The organism is Caballeronia catudaia, from assembly GCF_001544755.2.
Taxonomy (GTDB): domain Bacteria; phylum Pseudomonadota; class Gammaproteobacteria; order Burkholderiales; family Burkholderiaceae; genus Caballeronia; species Caballeronia catudaia.
On the sequence record NZ_FCOF02000073.1, the window covers coordinates 1 to 17964 of the forward strand.

The 17964-nt window shown below is 62.6% G+C and carries 15 protein-coding genes and 1 pseudogene; 14 read left to right on the plus strand and 2 right to left on the minus strand.

Annotated elements, in window-relative coordinates; translation table 11 throughout:
- On the minus strand, positions 1-1247 hold a 1247-nt coding region (locus AWB75_RS34350), incomplete at its 3' end, for an alkaline phosphatase family protein (protein ID WP_407642201.1).
- A 406-nt stretch (positions 1248-1653) separates the two neighbouring features.
- Between AWB75_RS34350 and AWB75_RS34355 the strand changes: the two genes are divergently transcribed.
- From AWB75_RS34355 to AWB75_RS39040, 4 genes are all read left to right on the plus strand, one after another.
- Positions 1654-2115: a hypothetical protein gene (locus tag AWB75_RS34355; RefSeq protein ID WP_235012392.1), complete on the plus strand. Its 462-nt coding sequence runs from the start codon at positions 1654-1656 to the stop codon at positions 2113-2115.
- 315 nt (positions 2116-2430) lie between these two features.
- Positions 2431-3537, plus strand: coding sequence for an NADH:flavin oxidoreductase/NADH oxidase (locus AWB75_RS34360; RefSeq protein WP_061128425.1), 1107 nt, complete (start codon positions 2431-2433; stop codon positions 3535-3537).
- Positions 3538-3697: 160 nt separating this feature from the next.
- A complete protein-coding gene (locus AWB75_RS39035; RefSeq protein ID WP_235012393.1) occupies positions 3698-4105 on the plus strand; it encodes an alpha/beta fold hydrolase in 408 nt (135 codons plus the stop codon).
- 26 nt (positions 4106-4131) lie between these two features.
- Positions 4132-4347: a hypothetical protein gene (locus AWB75_RS39040; protein ID WP_327220407.1), complete on the plus strand. Its 216-nt coding sequence runs from the start codon at positions 4132-4134 to the stop codon at positions 4345-4347.
- A 719-nt stretch (positions 4348-5066) separates the two neighbouring features.
- Here AWB75_RS39040 and AWB75_RS34370 read toward each other — a convergent pair.
- Positions 5067-5780: an IclR family transcriptional regulator gene (locus AWB75_RS34370; protein ID WP_061128426.1), complete on the minus strand. Its 714-nt coding sequence runs from the start codon at positions 5778-5780 to the stop codon at positions 5067-5069.
- Positions 5781-5979: 199 nt separating this feature from the next.
- On the opposite strand from AWB75_RS34370, the gene AWB75_RS34375 reads away from it, so the two are divergent.
- The 10 genes and pseudogenes from AWB75_RS34375 (at position 5980) to AWB75_RS34420 (ending at position 17045) form a co-directional block, all read left to right on the plus strand.
- A complete protein-coding gene (locus AWB75_RS34375) occupies positions 5980-6672 on the plus strand; it encodes an RraA family protein (protein WP_061128416.1) in 693 nt (230 codons plus the stop codon).
- Positions 6672-7616 carry an NAD(P)-dependent oxidoreductase gene (locus AWB75_RS34380; protein WP_061128417.1) on the plus strand — a complete coding sequence of 315 codons (945 nt, stop codon included), beginning with the start codon at positions 6672-6674 and terminating at the stop codon, positions 7614-7616. Before AWB75_RS34375 ends, AWB75_RS34380 begins: the two co-directional genes overlap by 1 nt.
- Positions 7617-7636: 20 nt before the next feature.
- Complete coding sequence (locus AWB75_RS34385) at positions 7637-8563, plus strand: SMP-30/gluconolactonase/LRE family protein (RefSeq protein WP_061128418.1); 927 nt, start codon at positions 7637-7639, stop codon at positions 8561-8563.
- Between the two features lie 71 nt (positions 8564-8634).
- Positions 8635-10008, plus strand: a complete 1374-nt coding sequence (locus AWB75_RS34390) for an MFS transporter (RefSeq protein ID WP_061128419.1) — start codon at positions 8635-8637, stop codon at positions 10006-10008.
- Between the two features lie 49 nt (positions 10009-10057).
- Positions 10058-11209, plus strand: coding sequence for a porin (locus tag AWB75_RS34395; RefSeq protein WP_087087160.1), 1152 nt, complete (start codon positions 10058-10060; stop codon positions 11207-11209).
- Between the two features lies 1 nt (position 11210).
- Positions 11211-12257, plus strand: a complete 1047-nt coding sequence (locus AWB75_RS34400) for an amidohydrolase family protein (protein ID WP_061128420.1) — start codon at positions 11211-11213, stop codon at positions 12255-12257.
- Positions 12254-13534 (plus strand): MFS transporter, encoded by a 1281-nt coding sequence (locus AWB75_RS34405; RefSeq protein ID WP_061128421.1) that lies wholly within the window; start codon positions 12254-12256, stop codon positions 13532-13534. The genes AWB75_RS34400 and AWB75_RS34405 overlap by 4 nt, the downstream gene beginning before the upstream one ends.
- A complete protein-coding gene (locus AWB75_RS34410; RefSeq protein WP_061128422.1) occupies positions 13531-14754 on the plus strand; it encodes an MFS transporter in 1224 nt (407 codons plus the stop codon). The genes AWB75_RS34405 and AWB75_RS34410 overlap by 4 nt, the downstream gene beginning before the upstream one ends.
- A 31-nt stretch (positions 14755-14785) precedes the next feature.
- Positions 14786-16111: an MFS transporter gene (locus AWB75_RS34415; RefSeq protein ID WP_061128423.1), complete on the plus strand. Its 1326-nt coding sequence runs from the start codon at positions 14786-14788 to the stop codon at positions 16109-16111.
- Between the two features lie 2 nt (positions 16112-16113).
- Positions 16114-17045, plus strand: a pseudogene (locus AWB75_RS34420) (amidohydrolase family protein).
- Positions 17046-17964 lie beyond the last annotated feature (919 nt).

Genomic DNA, 17964 nt, shown 5'->3' on the forward strand with positions numbered 1-17964 from the left:
TTTGTCCTATCGAGCACGGTGCCATCACCGTTGTAGCCTGGGTTGTAATTGTTGAGCAGGTAGTAATGCGCCGGCGCACAGTTCGGCTTAGGATCGTACGGCAGTGATTCGAGGTATCGGCGAATCGGACCCACTCCTGGTTGCTTGGAATCGGAACAATTGCTGTAGCTGCCGCCCGAATAGCCGTCCTGCGTGTACCAGTTGTTGGTGCCGGACTGTGGGTTGGGATTTTCAATCTGATCCGATGGCGGGGTGGCGGGGTTACCATCACCGTCGGTGTAATAGTACGCATCAGCGGCGCCGATCATGATGCTGTTCGCGCCCGTGCCGCCCATCACCGGTTGATGATAGTTGTCGCTCATCGTGTATTGCCGGGCCAGCTGCGTAAAGTACGGCATGTCACCATTGTTGACATTGTAGAAGCCCAGCGCATTCGAGCCTTCACCGGTGGTCTGGTCGGTGAATGGTGTCGGCTGCGGCTTGCCATTGCTGCCCGCTCCGATACTGGTCTCGACCCACGCGAAAAGATCGCCGAGACACCCGCTCGGATTTTCACGGGTCGCATGCGTCACTTTGCAGTCCGATTGCTGCCACGCCTGATAGAAGCGGTGCACCGGACCGCCCATGTACGCATCGTAGAGCGGTGGTTGCAACAAATACGGGCCGTTGAGCAGGGCGTTGTAGTTGGTCACCCGCGAATCCTTCACCCCCGTCGGTAGTCCTGACGCACCGGTCAACAACTGATCGATGTCTGACGCCTCAAGGGCTGCGCCTTCAGCCTGCGCAGCCGCATCATGCGTTGCGAAAGGCGGTGGATTAGCGTCGCTCACCGCAGCGTGCGTCCCGCCGGTGTTTGGCGAAGGCAGCGTCCCATACGGTGTCTTGTGGGGCGGGGCGAGCGCGAATTGCGCCGGCCCGACGAGCTGCGCCTCGTATTGCTGCGCTCTCTTGAAATTTGGACCCGGTGAGCCATCCGCATTGACGATGCCCTGCGACAACAGATTCCACACCGACTGCCCATGAGGTGGCCGGTAGGTGCCGAACACGTGATCGAACGTGCGGTTTTCGCCGACAATGACGATCACGTGTTTGATCGGCGTACGGGTCTCGGAGCTGTGCTCGTTGCCAGCCACTGCAACGCCCGGGGGCATGGTTGCCAGCGCGATAGCGGCCGCTCCCGCGCAGGTGGCGAGCGAAGCTCGTAAGTGGACCATATTGCATCGTTGTGACAGTCGGAACAGTCCCATCTCCCGTCTCCTTTCGGTTGGTTACGACGGTAAGACCTTAGGAGGACTCCATGAACATTGCGAGGCAGTGGCTTTACGATTGCCTGTCGCGGCACGCGCCCGCAGGGGGGCGGTCGTCCACGCGGCCGTTGGCGACTAACAAATGTCTGAGAAGGGCGAGCTTGGCAGCGAGGCTGACGTCTGACACCTGCCAGATGGTTACTCGAGGAATGCTTAGGGAAGCACGGCAGTTAATGAATCAAGCGCCGTTCCGGAAATAACGGCCATTTTTTGTCTGTCATAGATGGTCCGTCGTTCAATCGCGTAAGACGGCTTAGGGTAGAGTTTCGCAGCCTAAACAGACGGATACGCTTTTCATCGGCGATGTGATAACCTGCCGCTTCTCAGCATCGGCGTGAGGTCCAAGATGCCAGCCAAACGCAAGGCCGCTGCAGGCAAGTACGGCAGTGAACGGGAACTCGACGGGCCTGTTTTTTCTCAGCCGCAGCCGACACCCGACCCGCAAACCTTCGTCGTTCGGCATGGATCCGATGCCGCCGCTTATAAGCGCATCGACGAACTCAATCGGGAACACAAGCTCAAGGCGCTGCCTTTCCCCGCGCCTCGAGGCGGCGTCGAACCGCGTCTCAGTCTCGCGGAGGTGGTCAATAACGATCAACGCGTCCTACAGCAGATCGCGAACAATGGGCAGTTGGTTTTTCATGCAACAGGTGATTGCGGGAATACGAAGGGTCCGGCGCCGCAAAATGAAGTCGCCGACAAGATGGTGAGCGATTTCGACGAACTGGATCCCGCCCCACGCGTTCCATTCGTCATTCGAGGTCTTCGCTGCGACACTTGCCTCAGCGAGCCAATCTCAAAGCGCTAAACATTAACACCCCGTTGCACTTCGGTTTGAAACCGCCCGGCATCGAACTCATGCACATGATATCGAAAGGGCAGATGAAGAGTGACGATGGACGCATCGTTCAGTCCCCGAGCAGTCTACGATCTTGTGAAATAAGCATTCCTATTCGTCCCACCAGGACTTTTCCTGATTTCCTTACTGCGACAGAACCCTCGCGACTGCTATGAGCCGGCCAGCGCAGCGCGCACGCGCACTTCCCGGAACGGCCATTGCTGCCGGTCGCGACATCGCTCGCCGCCGTCGCGACGCCATCATCACCGCCAAGGAGCCATGACCATGTCACAGCCCGCACTCTTCACGCCTGCGCGCGTTCGGAACCTGACGCTCGCCAACCGCATCGTCATTGCGCCGATGTGCCAGTACTCCGCCGAAGACGGCTGCATGAACGACTGGCATCTAATCCATCTCGGCCAGCTCGCGCTGTCGGGCGCGGCGCTGCTGACCATCGAAGCGACGGCCGTGCTGCCCGAGGGGCGCATCACGTATGCGGATGTCGGCCTGTGGAACGACGAGACGGAAGCCGCGCTCGCACGCACGCTCAAAGGCATCCGCCGATGGTCCGAGATGCCGGTCGCGATCCAGCTGAGTCACGCGGGCCGCAAGGCCTCGACGAACGTTCCGTGGGAAGGCGGCGCGCAGATCGCGCCGGATCATCCGCATGGCTGGCAGACCTTCGCGCCTTCGAACATCGCCTTCGAGGACGGCGAAGTGGCGCCCGTCGCGCTGGACAAGGCAGAACTTCAGCGCATACGCGAGGCGTTCGCGGCATCGGCGCAACGCGCGGCGCGTCTCGGCATCGATCTGATCCAGATTCATGCGGCGCACGGTTATCTGTTGCATCAGTTCTTGTCGTCCTTGTCGAACCGGCGCGACGATGAATACGGCGGCTCGCTCGAAAACCGCATGCGTTTCCCGCTGGAAGTGTTCGATGCCGTGCGCGGCGCGTTCCCCGCCGAGCGGCCCGTCACGATCCGCGTGTCCGGCACCGATTGGGTGGACGGCGGATGGGATATCGAGCAGACCATCGCGTTCGCGAAGGCGCTCCAAGCGCGCGGCTGCGATGCGATTCACGTATCGAGCGGCGGGCTTCATCCATCGCAGAGCATTCCGGTCGGCCCAAGCTATCAGGTGCCGCTTGCGCGCGCGGTCAAGCAGGCGGTCGGCATGCCGGTCATCGCCGTGGGGCTGATCACCGGCATCGAGCAGGCGGAAGCCATCGTCGCAACGGGAGACGCCGACATGATCGCGCTCGCGCGCGCCGCCCTCTACGATCCGCGCTGGCCGTGGCACGCGGCGGCCGAGCTGGGCGCGCAGGTGCGCGCGCCGAAGCAGTATTTGCGTTCGCAGCCGCGCCAGTACCGGCATCTTTTCGAGGAGGACTGAACCGCCCGTCGATGCGAGATTGGCTGCGCGCCGGGAACGCGGCTTGCAGGCGAGTTGCCTTGCGCCCTTCGTGGCTACGTATCGAATCGTCAGAAATCAGGAGCCGAGCACGGGGGCCGCATCGAAGCTCGCGCTTCGCACCAAACTCCACAGGTAAAGCATGTCAGCTCCGCGAAATCGATCATTCCTTCCGCACGCGCTGGTCGGCGGGGCGGCCGTGGCATCGGCCGGCATGGCGGCATGGACCGCCACGCGCGCGCGGCGCGCCGAGCGTGACTTTCCGCGCTTCGGCCAATTCATCGATGTCGATGGCGTGCGCCTGCATTATCGCGATGAAGGTGAAGGAGAAGGTCCCGTCGTCGTGCTGTTGCATGGCAATCTCGTCACGGCGCAGGACTTCTTTGCGAGCAGGCTGTTCGATCGGCTTTCGCCGCGGCATCGGGTCATCGCATTCGATCGTCCCGGTTTCGGGCACAGCAGACGGCCGCGCGACCGCTTCTGGACGCCGCAGGCGCAGGCCGCGTCGATTCAGCTCGCCCTGAAAAACTCGGGCTGCCGCGCGCGGTGATCGTCGGGCATTCGTTCGGCAGTCTGGTGGCGGCGGCCATGGCGCTCGAACCGCGCATGGACATTCGCGGACTCACGCTGATCTCGGGCTACTACTATCCCACTGCGCGGGCGGATATTGCGATCAGCGCGCCCGCCGCCGTGCCGCTCGTCGGCGATGTTCTGCGCTACACCGTTTCGCCCATCGTCGCGCGCATGATGTACGGCCGCACCGTCGATGCGATGGCGATGGCGCTCGAATGAGCGCGGCGCCACGCGGCGAAGCCACGTTCACGATTGCGTGAGGCATTCGTGAATACCCATTCTTTCCGGCTCGACGACTGGCGCCGGTTCCTGTCCGGCACCGCGTCGTGGCACTTCCTGCTGGAAGTGCTGCTAGCCCAACGTTCACGGCGCGAAAGTTGAGCTAGATGAAAGTTGAGCTAGACAAAGCGAGATACGAAAGGGTCGAGTGCGAGATGCTATAAGAGCTGTCTGGCGTCAACTACAACCGCCGGCAGAAGTAATTGCCGCCGGACGAAGAGCATATGTAGCTGGCAGCGCAATCTTGCGATCAGCGCGAGGAGATGGCACTTTCGATCCCCGACGATTGACGGTTCAACATGCCATCACACGAACTCGACCGTGCAAGCGATGCAATCGCACACTCTGAGACGGACCCGTAGCGATGCACAAACTCGGAACCGCGCTCACACAAAAGCCCCTAAAACCAGGAAGTGAGCTTCCGTGTGCTTCGGCTGATCCTAGGTTGGGTGATTTCTGACGGCAGATAGGCGAACAATGGGTTCATTCGGGTTGGCGGCTCAGCATCATCACCATTGCCTGGCAGCGGCAAACCGAATCAATGGCAAAAAGCTGATCAAGACCATCAACAGAGTCACAGCGGTTGATAAAGCTCTCGCAGCGTGCGTTCTGCCCGCATCGGTGAATACACCGCCGGCAGAGTGCCCGATTTCCGTCGTTCAGCGCGTGGCGTACATGTGCTCGCAGAACGCGATGCTAGCCCCGAGCTTGCGCGACAGGTCAAAGGCCGCATCGAGTTGCAGCGAGATCAACTCGCCGGTCTTGTGGGCGGCATTAAGTCTCGACGCTGGTCCGGAGAGCGTAAGGGCGGCCATAAACTTGTCGGAAGCGCCGAAGATCGGCGTGGCGAACGCAGCGGTATGCTCATCCCGCGCGCCCGAAGTGAAGAGCGGCAAGGAAGGCGGGTTCTCGTAGAGCGGCTCGCCCAATCCCCAGTATCTCAATACCTGACTGATGGCCGTGTCGTCCAAGGGCAGGGATGTTCCCGCGAGTCTGGTCTCTCTCAGACCTTCCGACGGTTCAACCCGGAAAAGGCAAAGACGCTGCCTCTTGTCGATGACGTAGTACGACGCGCTTTCCCTCGTCGAAGCGGCTAGCGAATGCAGAATCGGTTCGACGATCGTGGAAAGGTGGAAAGACTGCTCGTACAGCTTTCCAAGATATAGAACGCGGTGACCGAGCGAGTAGAGCCCTGCGTCGGACCGAACGACATATCCCATTCGTTCGAGCGAGTTCATCAGCCGATACACGGTCGTCTTGTGCATGCCCGACGCTTGCGCGAGCGCCGCGAGTGAAAGCGACTCCACACCGGGCTTGAAGCAATCGAGCAGCGAAAGCGCCTTTTCGACCGCCGCCACACCTTCGTTCCCCACGTTCGTCTCCCCGTCATTGGTCTCGTCGGCGCATTTTACACAGTAAAACGCAGTAAGCATGGTTGTACGCTATACAACTGCATTTCGCACAGTAAAAGGGTTAACGCTGATGGCCTCTTTTCGCACCCGTGACTAAGATGGTTTCACCGTGTACACCACCGTTGTACCAGATACAACGACAACCAAGGGTGATATTCAGATGAACGCAACGTCCAACTCTTCCATCAATCGCAGTGTCGAACGCGTGAGCCCCGAGCTCGTCGAGGCGGCTGCAAAGTTTCAGGCCGCCATCCTTGCCGATGTCGCCGGCCGTCGCGGCACGCTCAACGGCCGCGTGAAACCGGTCGCGCCGACGATGAAGGTCGCCGGGCCCGCCATCACCGTCGAAGTGCGTCCCGGCGATAACCTGGCCATTCACGCCGCGCTCGCCATCGCCAAGCCGGGCGACGTGATCGTGGTCGACGGAAAAGGCGACATCAGCTGCGCGCTGATCGGCGAGATCATGGCGACCCAGGCACACGCGACGGGTATCGCGGGCTTCGTCATCGACGCCGCGGTGCGCGACTCGCACGAACTCGCGCAAGGCGAATTCCCCGTGTTCTCCGCCGGCCTCAATCCCTGCGGCCCGACGAAGAGCGTCGCGGGCCGCGTCAACTCGACGATCTCGGTGGCGGGCGCCAGCGTCGATCCGGGCGATCTCATCGTCGGCGATGCTGACGGCGTCGTCGTGATTCCTAAGCACGACGTCGCGCGCATCATCGAACTCGCGCAAAAGAAGCTCGACGCCGAAACCGCCCGACTCGCGGCGATCCGCAAGGGCGACACGCGCGCGGGCTGGCTCGAGAAGGAGCTTCGCGCGGCGGGCATGCTCGCGGAAGGCGAGGTGTTGTAATGACCGCGGATTCTGCAAAGCCCGCACTGGTGGTGACGGCGGCGGACCTCGCACCGCAAGCGCTCGAGATGCTGAACGATTTCGAAGTCGTGTTCGCCGGCAAGCAGCCGACCGAAGACGATGTCGTCGCGTTGTGCGAACAGCACAAACCGGTTGCCATCATCGTTCGATACGGCAAGGTGAATGCCCGAATCATGGATGCGGCGGAGAAACTGCAAGTCATCTCCAAGCACGGCAGCGGCATCGACGTGATCGATCAGGAAGCCGCCGCCGCACGCGGCATCGCGGTTCGCGCGGCTGCCGGAGCCAACGCCGCGGCCGTCGCGGAACACGCGTGGGCGCTCATCCTGGCCTGCGCGAAAGCAGTTCCTCAACTCGATGCGCGGATGCGCGCGGGTCATTGGGACAAGTCGACGCACAAGTCCTTCGAACTCGAAGGACGCACGCTCGGACTCGTCGGGCTGGGCGCGATCGGCCGTCGCGTCGCGAAGGCGGGTCTTGCCTTCGGCATGCAGGTTCAGGCGTTCGACCCGTTCGCGAAGGACGCGCCCGAGGGCGTGAAGCTCGTGCCGCTCGACGCGCTCTATGCCACGTCGGACATCGTTTCGCTGCATTGCCCGCTCAACGCGGAGAACCGCGCGATGCTCAACCGCGAAACGCTCGGCCGATTCAAGCGCGGAGCGATTCTGGTCAATACGGCTCGCGGCGGTCTCATCGACGAAGAAGCCTTGACGGAAGCGCTCGCGAGCGCTCAGTTGCGCGCGGCCGGTCTCGACAGCTTCGTCGTCGAGCCGATGACGACGCACCCGTTCCAGTCGGTTCCCAACGTCATCCTTTCGCCGCACATCGGCGGCGTGAGCGATGCGGCCTACGTGAACATGGGCAAGGGCGCGGCGGCAAATGTTCTGGCCGTGGTCGCGGAAAACGCGCGCAACGTGGCCTGATCCGGCAAGAGAGGTCAAGCATGTTCTATCTCACATCGCCCGAAGTTCGGACCGCCGAAGTGTTCACGCGCATGCCGCGGAAATTCCGCCAGCCGGACGTTCAGACGGAGTGGGCGCGCGCGAACCGGGGCGGCTCGTCCACGGACTCCTTCCTCGAAGGGCCCGTCTGGGATCCGGCGGGTTTTCTGTTCGTGACCGACATACCGCACGGCCGCATCTTCCGGATATCGACGGCGGGCGAGTGGGAACTCATCGTTCAGTACGACGGTGAGCCGAACGGGATGAAGCGTTTCGACGATGCCCATCTGCTCATCACGGACTATCGCAACGGTCTGATGCTGCTCGACATCGAGCGCGGCGAGGTTCGTCCCTATCTGGAGCGGCGCAACACGGAACGCTTCCGGGGCGTGAACGACCTGACCTTCGATTCCGCGGGAAATCTCTACTTCACCGATCAGGGACAGACGGGACTGCACGATCCGACCGGCAGGGTTTATCGGCTCTCACCGGACGGCAAGCTGGACGTGCTGCTCGGCAACTGCCCGAGCCCCAACGGTCTGGTGCTGTCGCCCGATGAAAAGGTGCTGTTCGTCGGCATGACGCGTGGCAACTGCGTGTGGCGCGTTCCGCTTCAGGCCGATGGCTCGGTGAGCAAGGTCGGCCAGTTCTTCACGTCGTACGGACCGAGCGGCCCGGACGGACTGACCGTCGATCTCGACGGACGCATCCTCGTCGCGAATCCGGGGCTCGGACGCGTATGGGTGCTGAATCATCGCGCCGAGCCGGTCGAGATTCTGATGAGTCCCGAAGGCGCTTCGCTCACCAATCTCTGCTACGGCGGCGCGGACATGAAGACGCTCTTCATGACCGAATCGGTATCCGGAGCGATCCTGCGAGCCGACATGAAGATCGCCGGACCGCTGCCCAAGCGAGCGAAGCAGGGCTAGTCCCGCGCTCGACTCATCCGAGTCACGACAGAAACGCGTCGCGCCGCACAGAGCGCGATGGAGGAGCACACATGAACATTTCGCAATCCGTGAACGGCGCACAGACATCGCCGAAGTCCGAAACGAAGGCGGCCCAGAGCATCAGCAGCGATGACTTCGCCGCAAGCGAGCGCACGCTGGCGAAAGTCTTCCGCCGGATATTGCCGTTCATCTTCGCGTGCTACGTCATCAGCTATCTCGACCGGACGAACGTCGGGTTCGCGGCGCTCACGATGAATAAAGATCTCGGCCTGACCGCCGAGCAGTTCGGCTTCGGCGCGGGCACGTTCTTCATCGGCTATTTCCTGTTCGAGATTCCCAGCAATCTCATCATGCAGAAGGTCGGTGCGCGCATGTGGATCGCACGCATCATGATTTCCTGGGGAGTCCTCTCGATGGCGACGGCGTTCGTCGTCGGCCCGAAGAGCTTCGCGGCAGCGCGTTTCCTGCTGGGGCTGGCCGAGGCGGGCTTCACACCGGGCATCTATCTGTATTTCACGCACTGGTTTCCGGGAAAGTGGCGCGCGAAGGTGACGGCGGCGTTCCTCGTCGGCATTCCGGTGGCGAACATCATCGGCTCGCCCATCTCCGGCGCGTTGCTGCAACTGGGCGGCATGCATGGGCTGCGTAGCTGGCAATGGCTGCTGCTCATCGAAGGCTTGCCCGCCGTGCTGCTCGGCATCGCGTGTCTGTTCGTGCTGGCGGACCGGCCGGAAAAAGCCAAGTGGCTCTCCGACGACGAAAAAGCCGCGCTTGCCCGAAGGCTGTCGGCCGAGCAACGCGACATCGGCGCGAAGCACGGCAACACGCTGCGCGACGCGATGACCAACTGGCGCGTGTTCGTGCTTGCGTTCATCAACTTCTGCGGCATCGTCGGGTCCATCGGCGTCGGCCTCTGGATGCCGCAGATCATCAAGCAGCTCGGTGTCGAGCATGCCGTCGTCGGCTGGCTGACCGCGATTCCCTACGTCGCCGGCGCCGTGGTCATGCTGCTGTGGGCAAAAATCGCTGCCCGCGCGGCCAACCGGATTCCCTACGTCGCGGGCGCGCTGGTGGTTGCAACGGCGGCGCTGTGCCTGAGCACATACGTCGACGGCGCCGTTCTCAAGCTGCTTTGCCTCTGCTTCACGGTGAGCGGAATCCTGTCGTTTCAGGCCACTTACTGGGCGATTCCCTCGGGCTTTCTCACGGGCCGCGCGGCAGCGGGCGGACTCGCGCTGATCGTGTCCGTCGGCAACCTCGGCGGCTTTGTCGGACCGTCGATGATCGGCGCGCTCAAGCAGATGTCGGGTGGCTTCACGGTGCCGCTCTTCGCCGTCGCGGCGGTGATGCTCGTCGGCGCGGCGACCATCGCGTGGCTCGGCGATCCCGGCGCCAATGCCGGCGAATCGCGCTCGGCGACGTAAGACACGGCACGCCCGACCAAAACAAAATTCATCAACAAATGGAGACGATATGTCTTTGACGAAGGCTCATAAGAAAGCCAACCTGAACGCCGCCATCACGCTTAGCACCGTCGCAGCGGCAAGCCTGGCGTTCACATCGAACATGGCGCACGCGCAAAGCAGCGTGACGCTCTATGGCATCGCCGACGCCGGCGTCGAATTCATCAACAACACGAGTGCCGGTGGTTCGCAGGTCCGGGAAGTGTCGGGCAATCTGTCGGGTTCGCGCTGGGGCCTGAAGGGCGTAGAGGATCTGGGCGGCGGCATGAAGGCCATCTTCCAGCTCGAAAGCGGCTTCAATATCAACGACGGCACCACGGCGCAGTCGACGCGCGGCCTGGGGGCGAATGCGACCACGACGAGCCGGCTGTTCGGACGTCAGGCCTGGGTCGGACTGTCGTACAAGGGCCAGCAGCTCACGCTGGGCCGCCAGAACGCGCTCATCTACGAACAGTCGGTGACGTTCGACCCGATGGGCGTCGCTTCCCGATACTCCGCGCTGTCGCTCGACTATGCGCTGGCCGCGCGCATCGACAATTCCGCCAAGTACACGGGGAAATTCGGCCCGGTGACGGCCCAGGCGATGTACAGCACGCGCTATGACACGGGATACGGCGCCGAAGTCCCCGGCGCGCTCATCACCGGACGGTTCTTCAGCGGCGCCCTGACGTATGCAAGCGGCCCGTTCGCCGCGACCGCCGTCTATGAGCAACGCAACAGCAACACGCTCGCCACCAACACGAGCACGGAGCGCCGGGCGCTGGCCGCCGCGAACTACAACTTCGGTCCCGTGACGGCTTATGCCGGCTACCGCTATCTGCGCGCGTCGAATGCATTCCTGCCCACGAATCCCATCGCGGTCGCCAACGGTTCGGAAGCCAATGCCGCGAACCTCTACTGGCTTGGTGCGCAATACCTGATCACGCCGTCGTTCCAGCTGACCGCGGTCGGCTATTACCACGACGTTCATTCGACAGGCGCGGACCCGTGGCTCGCGGTGCTCAACGCCGACTACTTCCTGTCGAAGCGCACGGACGTGTACGCGACCGTCGCGTACGCGCACAACAAGGACAACTCAGCGCTGGGCGTGAACGGCTACGGCACGGTCGCGGCGGGCCACAACCAGACCGGCGTCACGATCGGTCTTCGCCAGAAGTTCTGACGTGCAGATCGTCCACGCCCCTCATGTGCCCGTCCGCGAAGACTGGCTCGCCTTGCGCGAGGAGCCGATCCTCGAGCCGGAGCTTCCCATCGTCGATGCACATCACCATCTCTGGGACCGTCAGACAGGACGCTATCTGACCGACGAGTTCGCGAAGGACTTGCAAAGCGGTCATCGAGTCGTTTCGACGGTCTACGTGCAGTGCCGCTCGATGCTGCGCGCGGACGGTCCCGACTCGATGAAGCCTGTCGGCGAAGTCGAGTTCGCGACCGGCGTGGCGGCCATGTTCGCAAGCGGGGGATACGGGCGGACGCGGAGTTGCGAAGGCATGGTGAGTGGCGCGGATCTCACGCTCGGCGACGCGCTCGAAGCCGTGCTCGAAACGATGATCGACGTATCGGGCGGCAGGCTTCGGGGCGTGCGCAATCCATTGGCATGGCACGCGAGTCCCGAAGTGAGGTCCAGCCCCGTCACGCCGCCGCGTGACCTCATGCGCGATCCGGGATTCCGGAACGGCGTGAAAGCGCTGGCTCGCTTCGGTCTGTCGCTCGACGCGTGGGTGTACCACACGCAGTTGAGCGAACTGTACGAGCTGGCGTGCGTGGTACCGGATGTGACGGTCGTCATCGACCACTTCGGCGGACCGGTCGGCGTCGGACCTCATGAAGGCGAACGCGCGCAGGTCTTCGCAGACTGGAAACGCGGCCTCGCACGTCTGGCGAGTCTGCCGAACACACGTATCAAGCTCGGCGGCGCAGGCATGAGTGTCTTCGGATTCGATTTCGCGCGCCGCGATGTGCCGCCATCGTCCGAAGAGCTTGCCGCCGCCTGGCGGCCGTATTTCGAAACATGCGTCGAGCTGTTCGGCGTCGAGCGCTGCATGTTCGAGAGCAACTTTCCCGTCGATAAGGGCATGTTCAGCTACGTCGTCTTGTGGAACGCCTTCAAGAGACTGGCGGGTTCCATGTCCGCCGACGAGAAGACCGCTCTGTTCAGCAAAACCGCCGCGGCGACTTATCGCCTGCAGCTACACGGAGACGAACGATGAAGACAAGCGCGAGCGTGGCGCCGATCCCGCGCGACAGCAAGGTCGAGGGAAAGCGCTACAAGGACATCACCCGCGTCGAATGGCGATCACTGTCGCTCGCCGGACTCGGATGGACGTTCGAGAGCTACGACTCGTTTCTGCTCTCACTTCTTCTGCCGACGCTGGCGCTCCAGTTCGGTCTGTCGAAAGCGCAACTCGGGCTGTTCACGAGTATCACGGCGGCGGGTCAGATCATCGGCGGGATTCTCTTCGGTTATGTATCGGACCGGCTGGGACGCGTGCGCACGGCGATGCTGTGCATCGGCATCTACTCCTTGTTTTCAGGGTTGCTGGCGTTCGCCCCGAACGAGCATTGGTTCGCGACGATACGTTTCTTCGGCGCGTTGGGCATGGGCGGGACGTGGACCGCCGGGGCGGCGCTGATCGCCGAAACCTGGCACGCGAGCCGTCGGGGCAAGGGTGGGGCGCTGATGCAGATGGGCCTGCCGGTCGGCGCCATCCTCGCAATCACGATTTCGGGCATCGTCACCAGCGTCAACGACGGGCTCGGCGGCAATGGATGGCGTGTGCTCTTCCTGATTGGCGCGCTTCCGTTTTTCATCCTGTTCTTCGTCGCACGCAAGACGCCCGAATCTCCGATCTGGCTCGAACGCCGACGCGCGAACGCACAGCCGGCGACACGGAAAGCAGCGAGCGACGAGAAGCTCAACGTCCGCGGCCTCGTGACTGCGTTCACGTTCATCTTCTTCCTGCAGTACCTCTACTGGGGAGTGTTCACCTGGACGCCCACGTTTCTCGTCGCGGTGAAGCACCTCGACTTCGTGCATAGCCTCAAGTTCGTTCTCTCGCTGCAGTTCGGGGCGATCGCCGGCTTCCTGCTGTTCTCGACCTTCGTCGACCGGCTCGGCCGCCGGCCTATGTTCATGGCGTATCTCCTCGTCGGCGCGGCCGCCGTGTTCGGCTACATCATGTCGTCGAGCGCGCTGGTGTTGATGGTGGCGATCTTCTTCACCGGCTTCAGCGTGAACGGCATCTTCGCGGGCGCCGGGCCGTTTCTCGCGGAGATCATCGGCAATACCGCGTCGAGAGGGTTCTTCATGGGACTCGCTTATAACGGCGGACGGCTCGGCGGGTTCATCGCGCCACTGGTGATCGGCACGCTGGCGTCGACATCGGGCGGCTTCGTCCTCGGGCTTTCGACGACCATCGTGGCGTTCATCGCCGCGGCCATCGTCGTGTTCTTCGCGCCGGAGACGCGAGGCAAGGCGCTTTCATGAACACGGCCACGCGCTCATCGGGCATCGTCAGCCGGCTGTTTCCGGCGCTGACCGAGCCGGCGCTGCGGCGCTATCTCGGCGGGCAGGTTGCTTCCGTGCTGGGCAGCTGGACCCAGAACGTGACCTTGAATCTGCTCGTGTATCACCTGTCGGGTTCCGCGGCGATTCTCGCGCTGCTGAACTTTCTTCTGTACGGGCCGCAACTGGTCGTGGCGCCGATTGCAGGTTCGCGCATTCGCTCGGGGAACGCCAGGCGCGTCACGCTTTTCATGCTGACGGTCTCGCTCGTCCTGACCGGTAGCCTGATCACTTTGTCGGCGCTCGGCGTTCTGGGCGTCAAGTTGATTCTTGCGCATGCGCTCGCAATCGGCGTGTCGAGCGCCGTTGAGGTTCCGGCGCGCCAGGTACTGCTTCTCACGAGCCTTCGCGACGCGAGCCTCACGTCAAACGCGGTGGCGATGAACACGATGGTCTACAACGTCGGACGGATGGTCGGCCCGACGATCGCGGGCTTCGTCTATCCGACGCTCGGACCGGGAGCATCGTTCGCGATCTATGCACTGGCGCTGTGCTTCATGGCGGCCTGCGTGCGCTCGATTCGCCTGTCCGGTGCGGCCAGACCATCACGCGCGGACAGCAGCCTGCGCGACGCTGTCGGATACGTCCTGTCGGACGCATTCTCGGCGCGATATCTGCCGATTCTCGCGTGCATCGGCTTGTTTGCGGCCAGCTATCAGACGCTGGTTCCGCTGCTTGCCGACAAGGCGTTCCACGACGCCGCGCGCTTCACCGGCGTGTTCTTCGCATGCGCGGGCGCCGGCTCGCTGAGTTCGGCGGTGCTGTTGTCGTCGGCGCTCGGTCCGCGCGCATCGGCTCGATTCATCGCATGGGCGCCCTGGTCGGCCATTGCCGCGTTGATGGTCCTCGCGATCACCGATGCCGCCGCCGCGTCCATGCCGGCGTTTTTCATGCTGGGCTTCAGCCTCACGTTCGCCGCGACCTCGACCAACGCAACGATCCAGCGGCAGTGCCCGGAACACGTGCGTGGCGGACTCGTGGGCATGTATGGCATGGCCTACAACGGGACGATGCCATTCGGCTATCTGCTCGTCGGGACGGTATCGGAGGCGCTGGGCGTGCGTCACACCTTCGCGGCGATGGCGGTCGTGCTGGCGGTGGGCGTCGTCTGCATCGTCGCATGGCAACGATTCAAGGAATAGCGCCAAGGCGCAAAATAGACTGGAGACAAACATGCAAGCTACTGGTGTCATGGCGAAATCCGACATTGAGCGCCGCACCATACGGAAGGTCGTATGGCGGCTGGTTCCCTTCCTGATGATCTGCTATCTGCTGGCGTTCATCGACCGCGGCAACGTGGGCATGGCGTCGTTGCAGATGAATCACGACCTCGGCATGTCGGCAAGAGTCTTCGGCTTCGGCAGCAGCCTCTTTTTCATCTCGTACTTCTTCTGCGAAGTGCCGAGCAATATGGCGCTGCAAAAGTACGGCGCGCGGATCTGGATCGCCCGCATCATGATCACGTGGGGCATCGTGTCGGCGGGAACCGCGCTCGTGCAGAATGCGACCACGTTTTATATCCTGCGTTTCCTGCTCGGCGCGGCCGAGGCGGGATTCTTTCCGGGCGTCCTGCTGTATTTGTCGTACTGGATTCCCGCTTCGTATCGGGCGCGCATTGTCGCCACGTTCATGGTCGCGATTCCGGCCGCGAGCTTCATCGGCTCGCCCATTTCCGCGGCGCTGTTGCAGATGGACGGGTTCTGGGGCCTGCGCGGCTGGCACTGGCTGTTCATCCTGGAGGGCATTCCCACGGTGCTGCTCGGCGTCGTCTGTCTGTTCGTCCTGACGAACAAGCCCGCGGATGCGAAATGGCTCAAGGACGATGAACGTAAGTGGCTCGTCGATGCAGTCGCCAACGAGACGAAGGCGCCCAAGAAGGTGCTCGACATGCCGCTGACGAAGCTCTTCCGCAATCGCTATGTGCTGTGCCTGGCGCTCGTGGATACCTGCGCGTCGGCTGCCGGCAGCACGTTGTCGGTGTGGCAGCCTCAACTGCTGAAATCGTTCGGTCTGTCGGTCATGCAAACGGGCCTGATCAATTCGATTCCCTACGCGGTGGCATCGGTCCTGATGGTCTATTGGGGCCGCCGTTCCGACCGATCGGGAGAACGTCGCTGGCACACCGTCGTGCCGATGCTTCTGATCGGCGGCGGGCTGTTCGCGACGTCGCTGAGCGGCTCGCTCGTACCGACGATTTTCATGCTGTGCGCCGTGCTCGTCGGCGCGTATTCCTTCAAGGGGCCTTTCTGGGCGCTCGCGACCGACATGTTGTCGAACAGCGCGGTGGCGGCGGGCCTCGCGACCATCAACGCAATCGCGAACCTTCTCGGCGGCGGACTGATGGTCAATGTGTACGGATGGGTCAAGGAAGCGACGGGCAGTTACGCGCTGGCGCTGATGCCGCTCGCCATCCTTACGCTCGTCAGCGTGGCCACGCTTCTCATGCTGACGCGCAACGGACAGACGAAACACCTGGCTCGCAAGACGGAGACCGTCTGACCATGCCGAAAGCGACCAGACGCGATTTCATCAGAATGGGGGGGCGCTGATGGCGGCGTCGGCGTTGCCCGCGTATGCGCAGACGACCGAAGCATGGTCGAGCGGGTCGGAGCGGCCTTCGTTTCGGCTGCCGGCCGGAACCATCGATTGCCATATGCATATCTACGACGACCGCTTTCCCGTTGCTTCCGGCACGACGCTGCGGCCGCCGAATGCCACGGTGGAGCAGTACCGGCTGCTGCAGGCACGTCTCGGCGTCGATCGAAACGTCGTGGTGACGCCGTCGACGTATGGAACCGACAATCGCTGCACGCTCGATGCGTTAAAGCGCTTCGGCAGCAACGCGCGCGGCGTGGCGGTCGTCGATACGTCGGTCAGCGATAGCGACTTGCACACGCTTCACACGAGCGGCGTTCGCGCGATACGGTTCAATCTCAGCTATCCCGGCGCAACGACGGTGGATATGCTGGCGCCGCTCGCGGCGCGAATCGCGGCCATGAAGTGGCATATAGAACTCGTCGTGCAGGGCGTCCGGCTTCCCGAGCTGGAAGGCAGGCTTTCGGCACTTCCTTGTCCGCTCGTCATTGATCATATCGCGCATGTTCCCGAGCCGGGCGGCATTGCGTCGGAGGCGTTGCGCACGGCGAAGCGCCTCGTCGACAAGGGCAATACGTTCATTACCTTGTCGGGGCCCTACGTCGATTCGAAGACCGGCGCGCCTGCTTACGAAGATGTCGCGCCCGTCGCGAAGACGCTGATCGACATGGCGCCCGAGCGGATGCTATGGGGCACCGACTGGCCTCATCCGACGGAGAAGGGCGCCAAACCGGACGATGCAAGTCTGCTCGACACGATCGCAGGCTGGATCGGCCGGTCGGACTGGCAGCAGATGATCTTCGTTGACAACCCGACGAAGCTCTATGGGTTCGACTAAAAGGCTGAGGCCATTCGTTTCTGCCGAATTTTGCCGAGCGAGTCCATCATGAAGACGGCTAGATGAATGCGTTCAACGCGGTTGGACGCTGGTGACGGAACGTAGGTAAGAGGCCATGTCACGTCGTTCCAGAGGTCGGCGCAACTCGCTAACAACCTCGATTCACCTGCTGTGCCGACACGTATGCCCGCTTCGGTCGATCGAGGCGGGGATGTCGAACTTGTCGTCGCCTAATGGACCCTTTCGGCCACAAGCGGTCTCTCATCCGCAGCGGCGAGCTGCCATTCAAACGGCTCATCTACTCCCGAAGCCGCCGTTAAGGAGAGCGGAGCATGATGCCTGGGACCGTCTGTGCGAACGGCGCTAGAACTCCTATCAAGACCTCCCCATCTTTGCGCGCGCCGGCGCCACAGCAAGGCCTTCTGCCGCGAACCCGAGCGCCGTACTGACAATGTCAACGATCTCGGTTGGTGCAACGGTGCAACCGGTTGGCCTCCCAGTGCACCGCGATGCGTTTCCGACACGCTTCCTTGGGGATGCCGAGATTCTCCGGGTGACTTTGATTTCCGTGATTGTTCCGGTCGGGACGCTCTAGCCTTGATAAGGCTTCGCCTTGCGGCGGGCCCCACTTTAATCGGGCGCAAAATCAAACACTTGCTGTCTACCTAGCGAAAAACCTCGAATTCCCAAGCGCAAGGCGGCGTCTGCAGCGGCTCACGCGTGTGTGGGCTTTTTCGATGCGCCGTTCTTCGGTTCGCTGAAACAGGCGGAGGGAGGCGTTCTCTTGCCCGTGTAGCGTCGACATTGCGACCAAGCATCTCGGCCTGATCGTCGCGGCCACCTATTGAGTTTTACTAAATCCATGACAACCGATTCTCGGCTTGAGCGTTATACGATCATCGCCTTGATGAGGGATGAG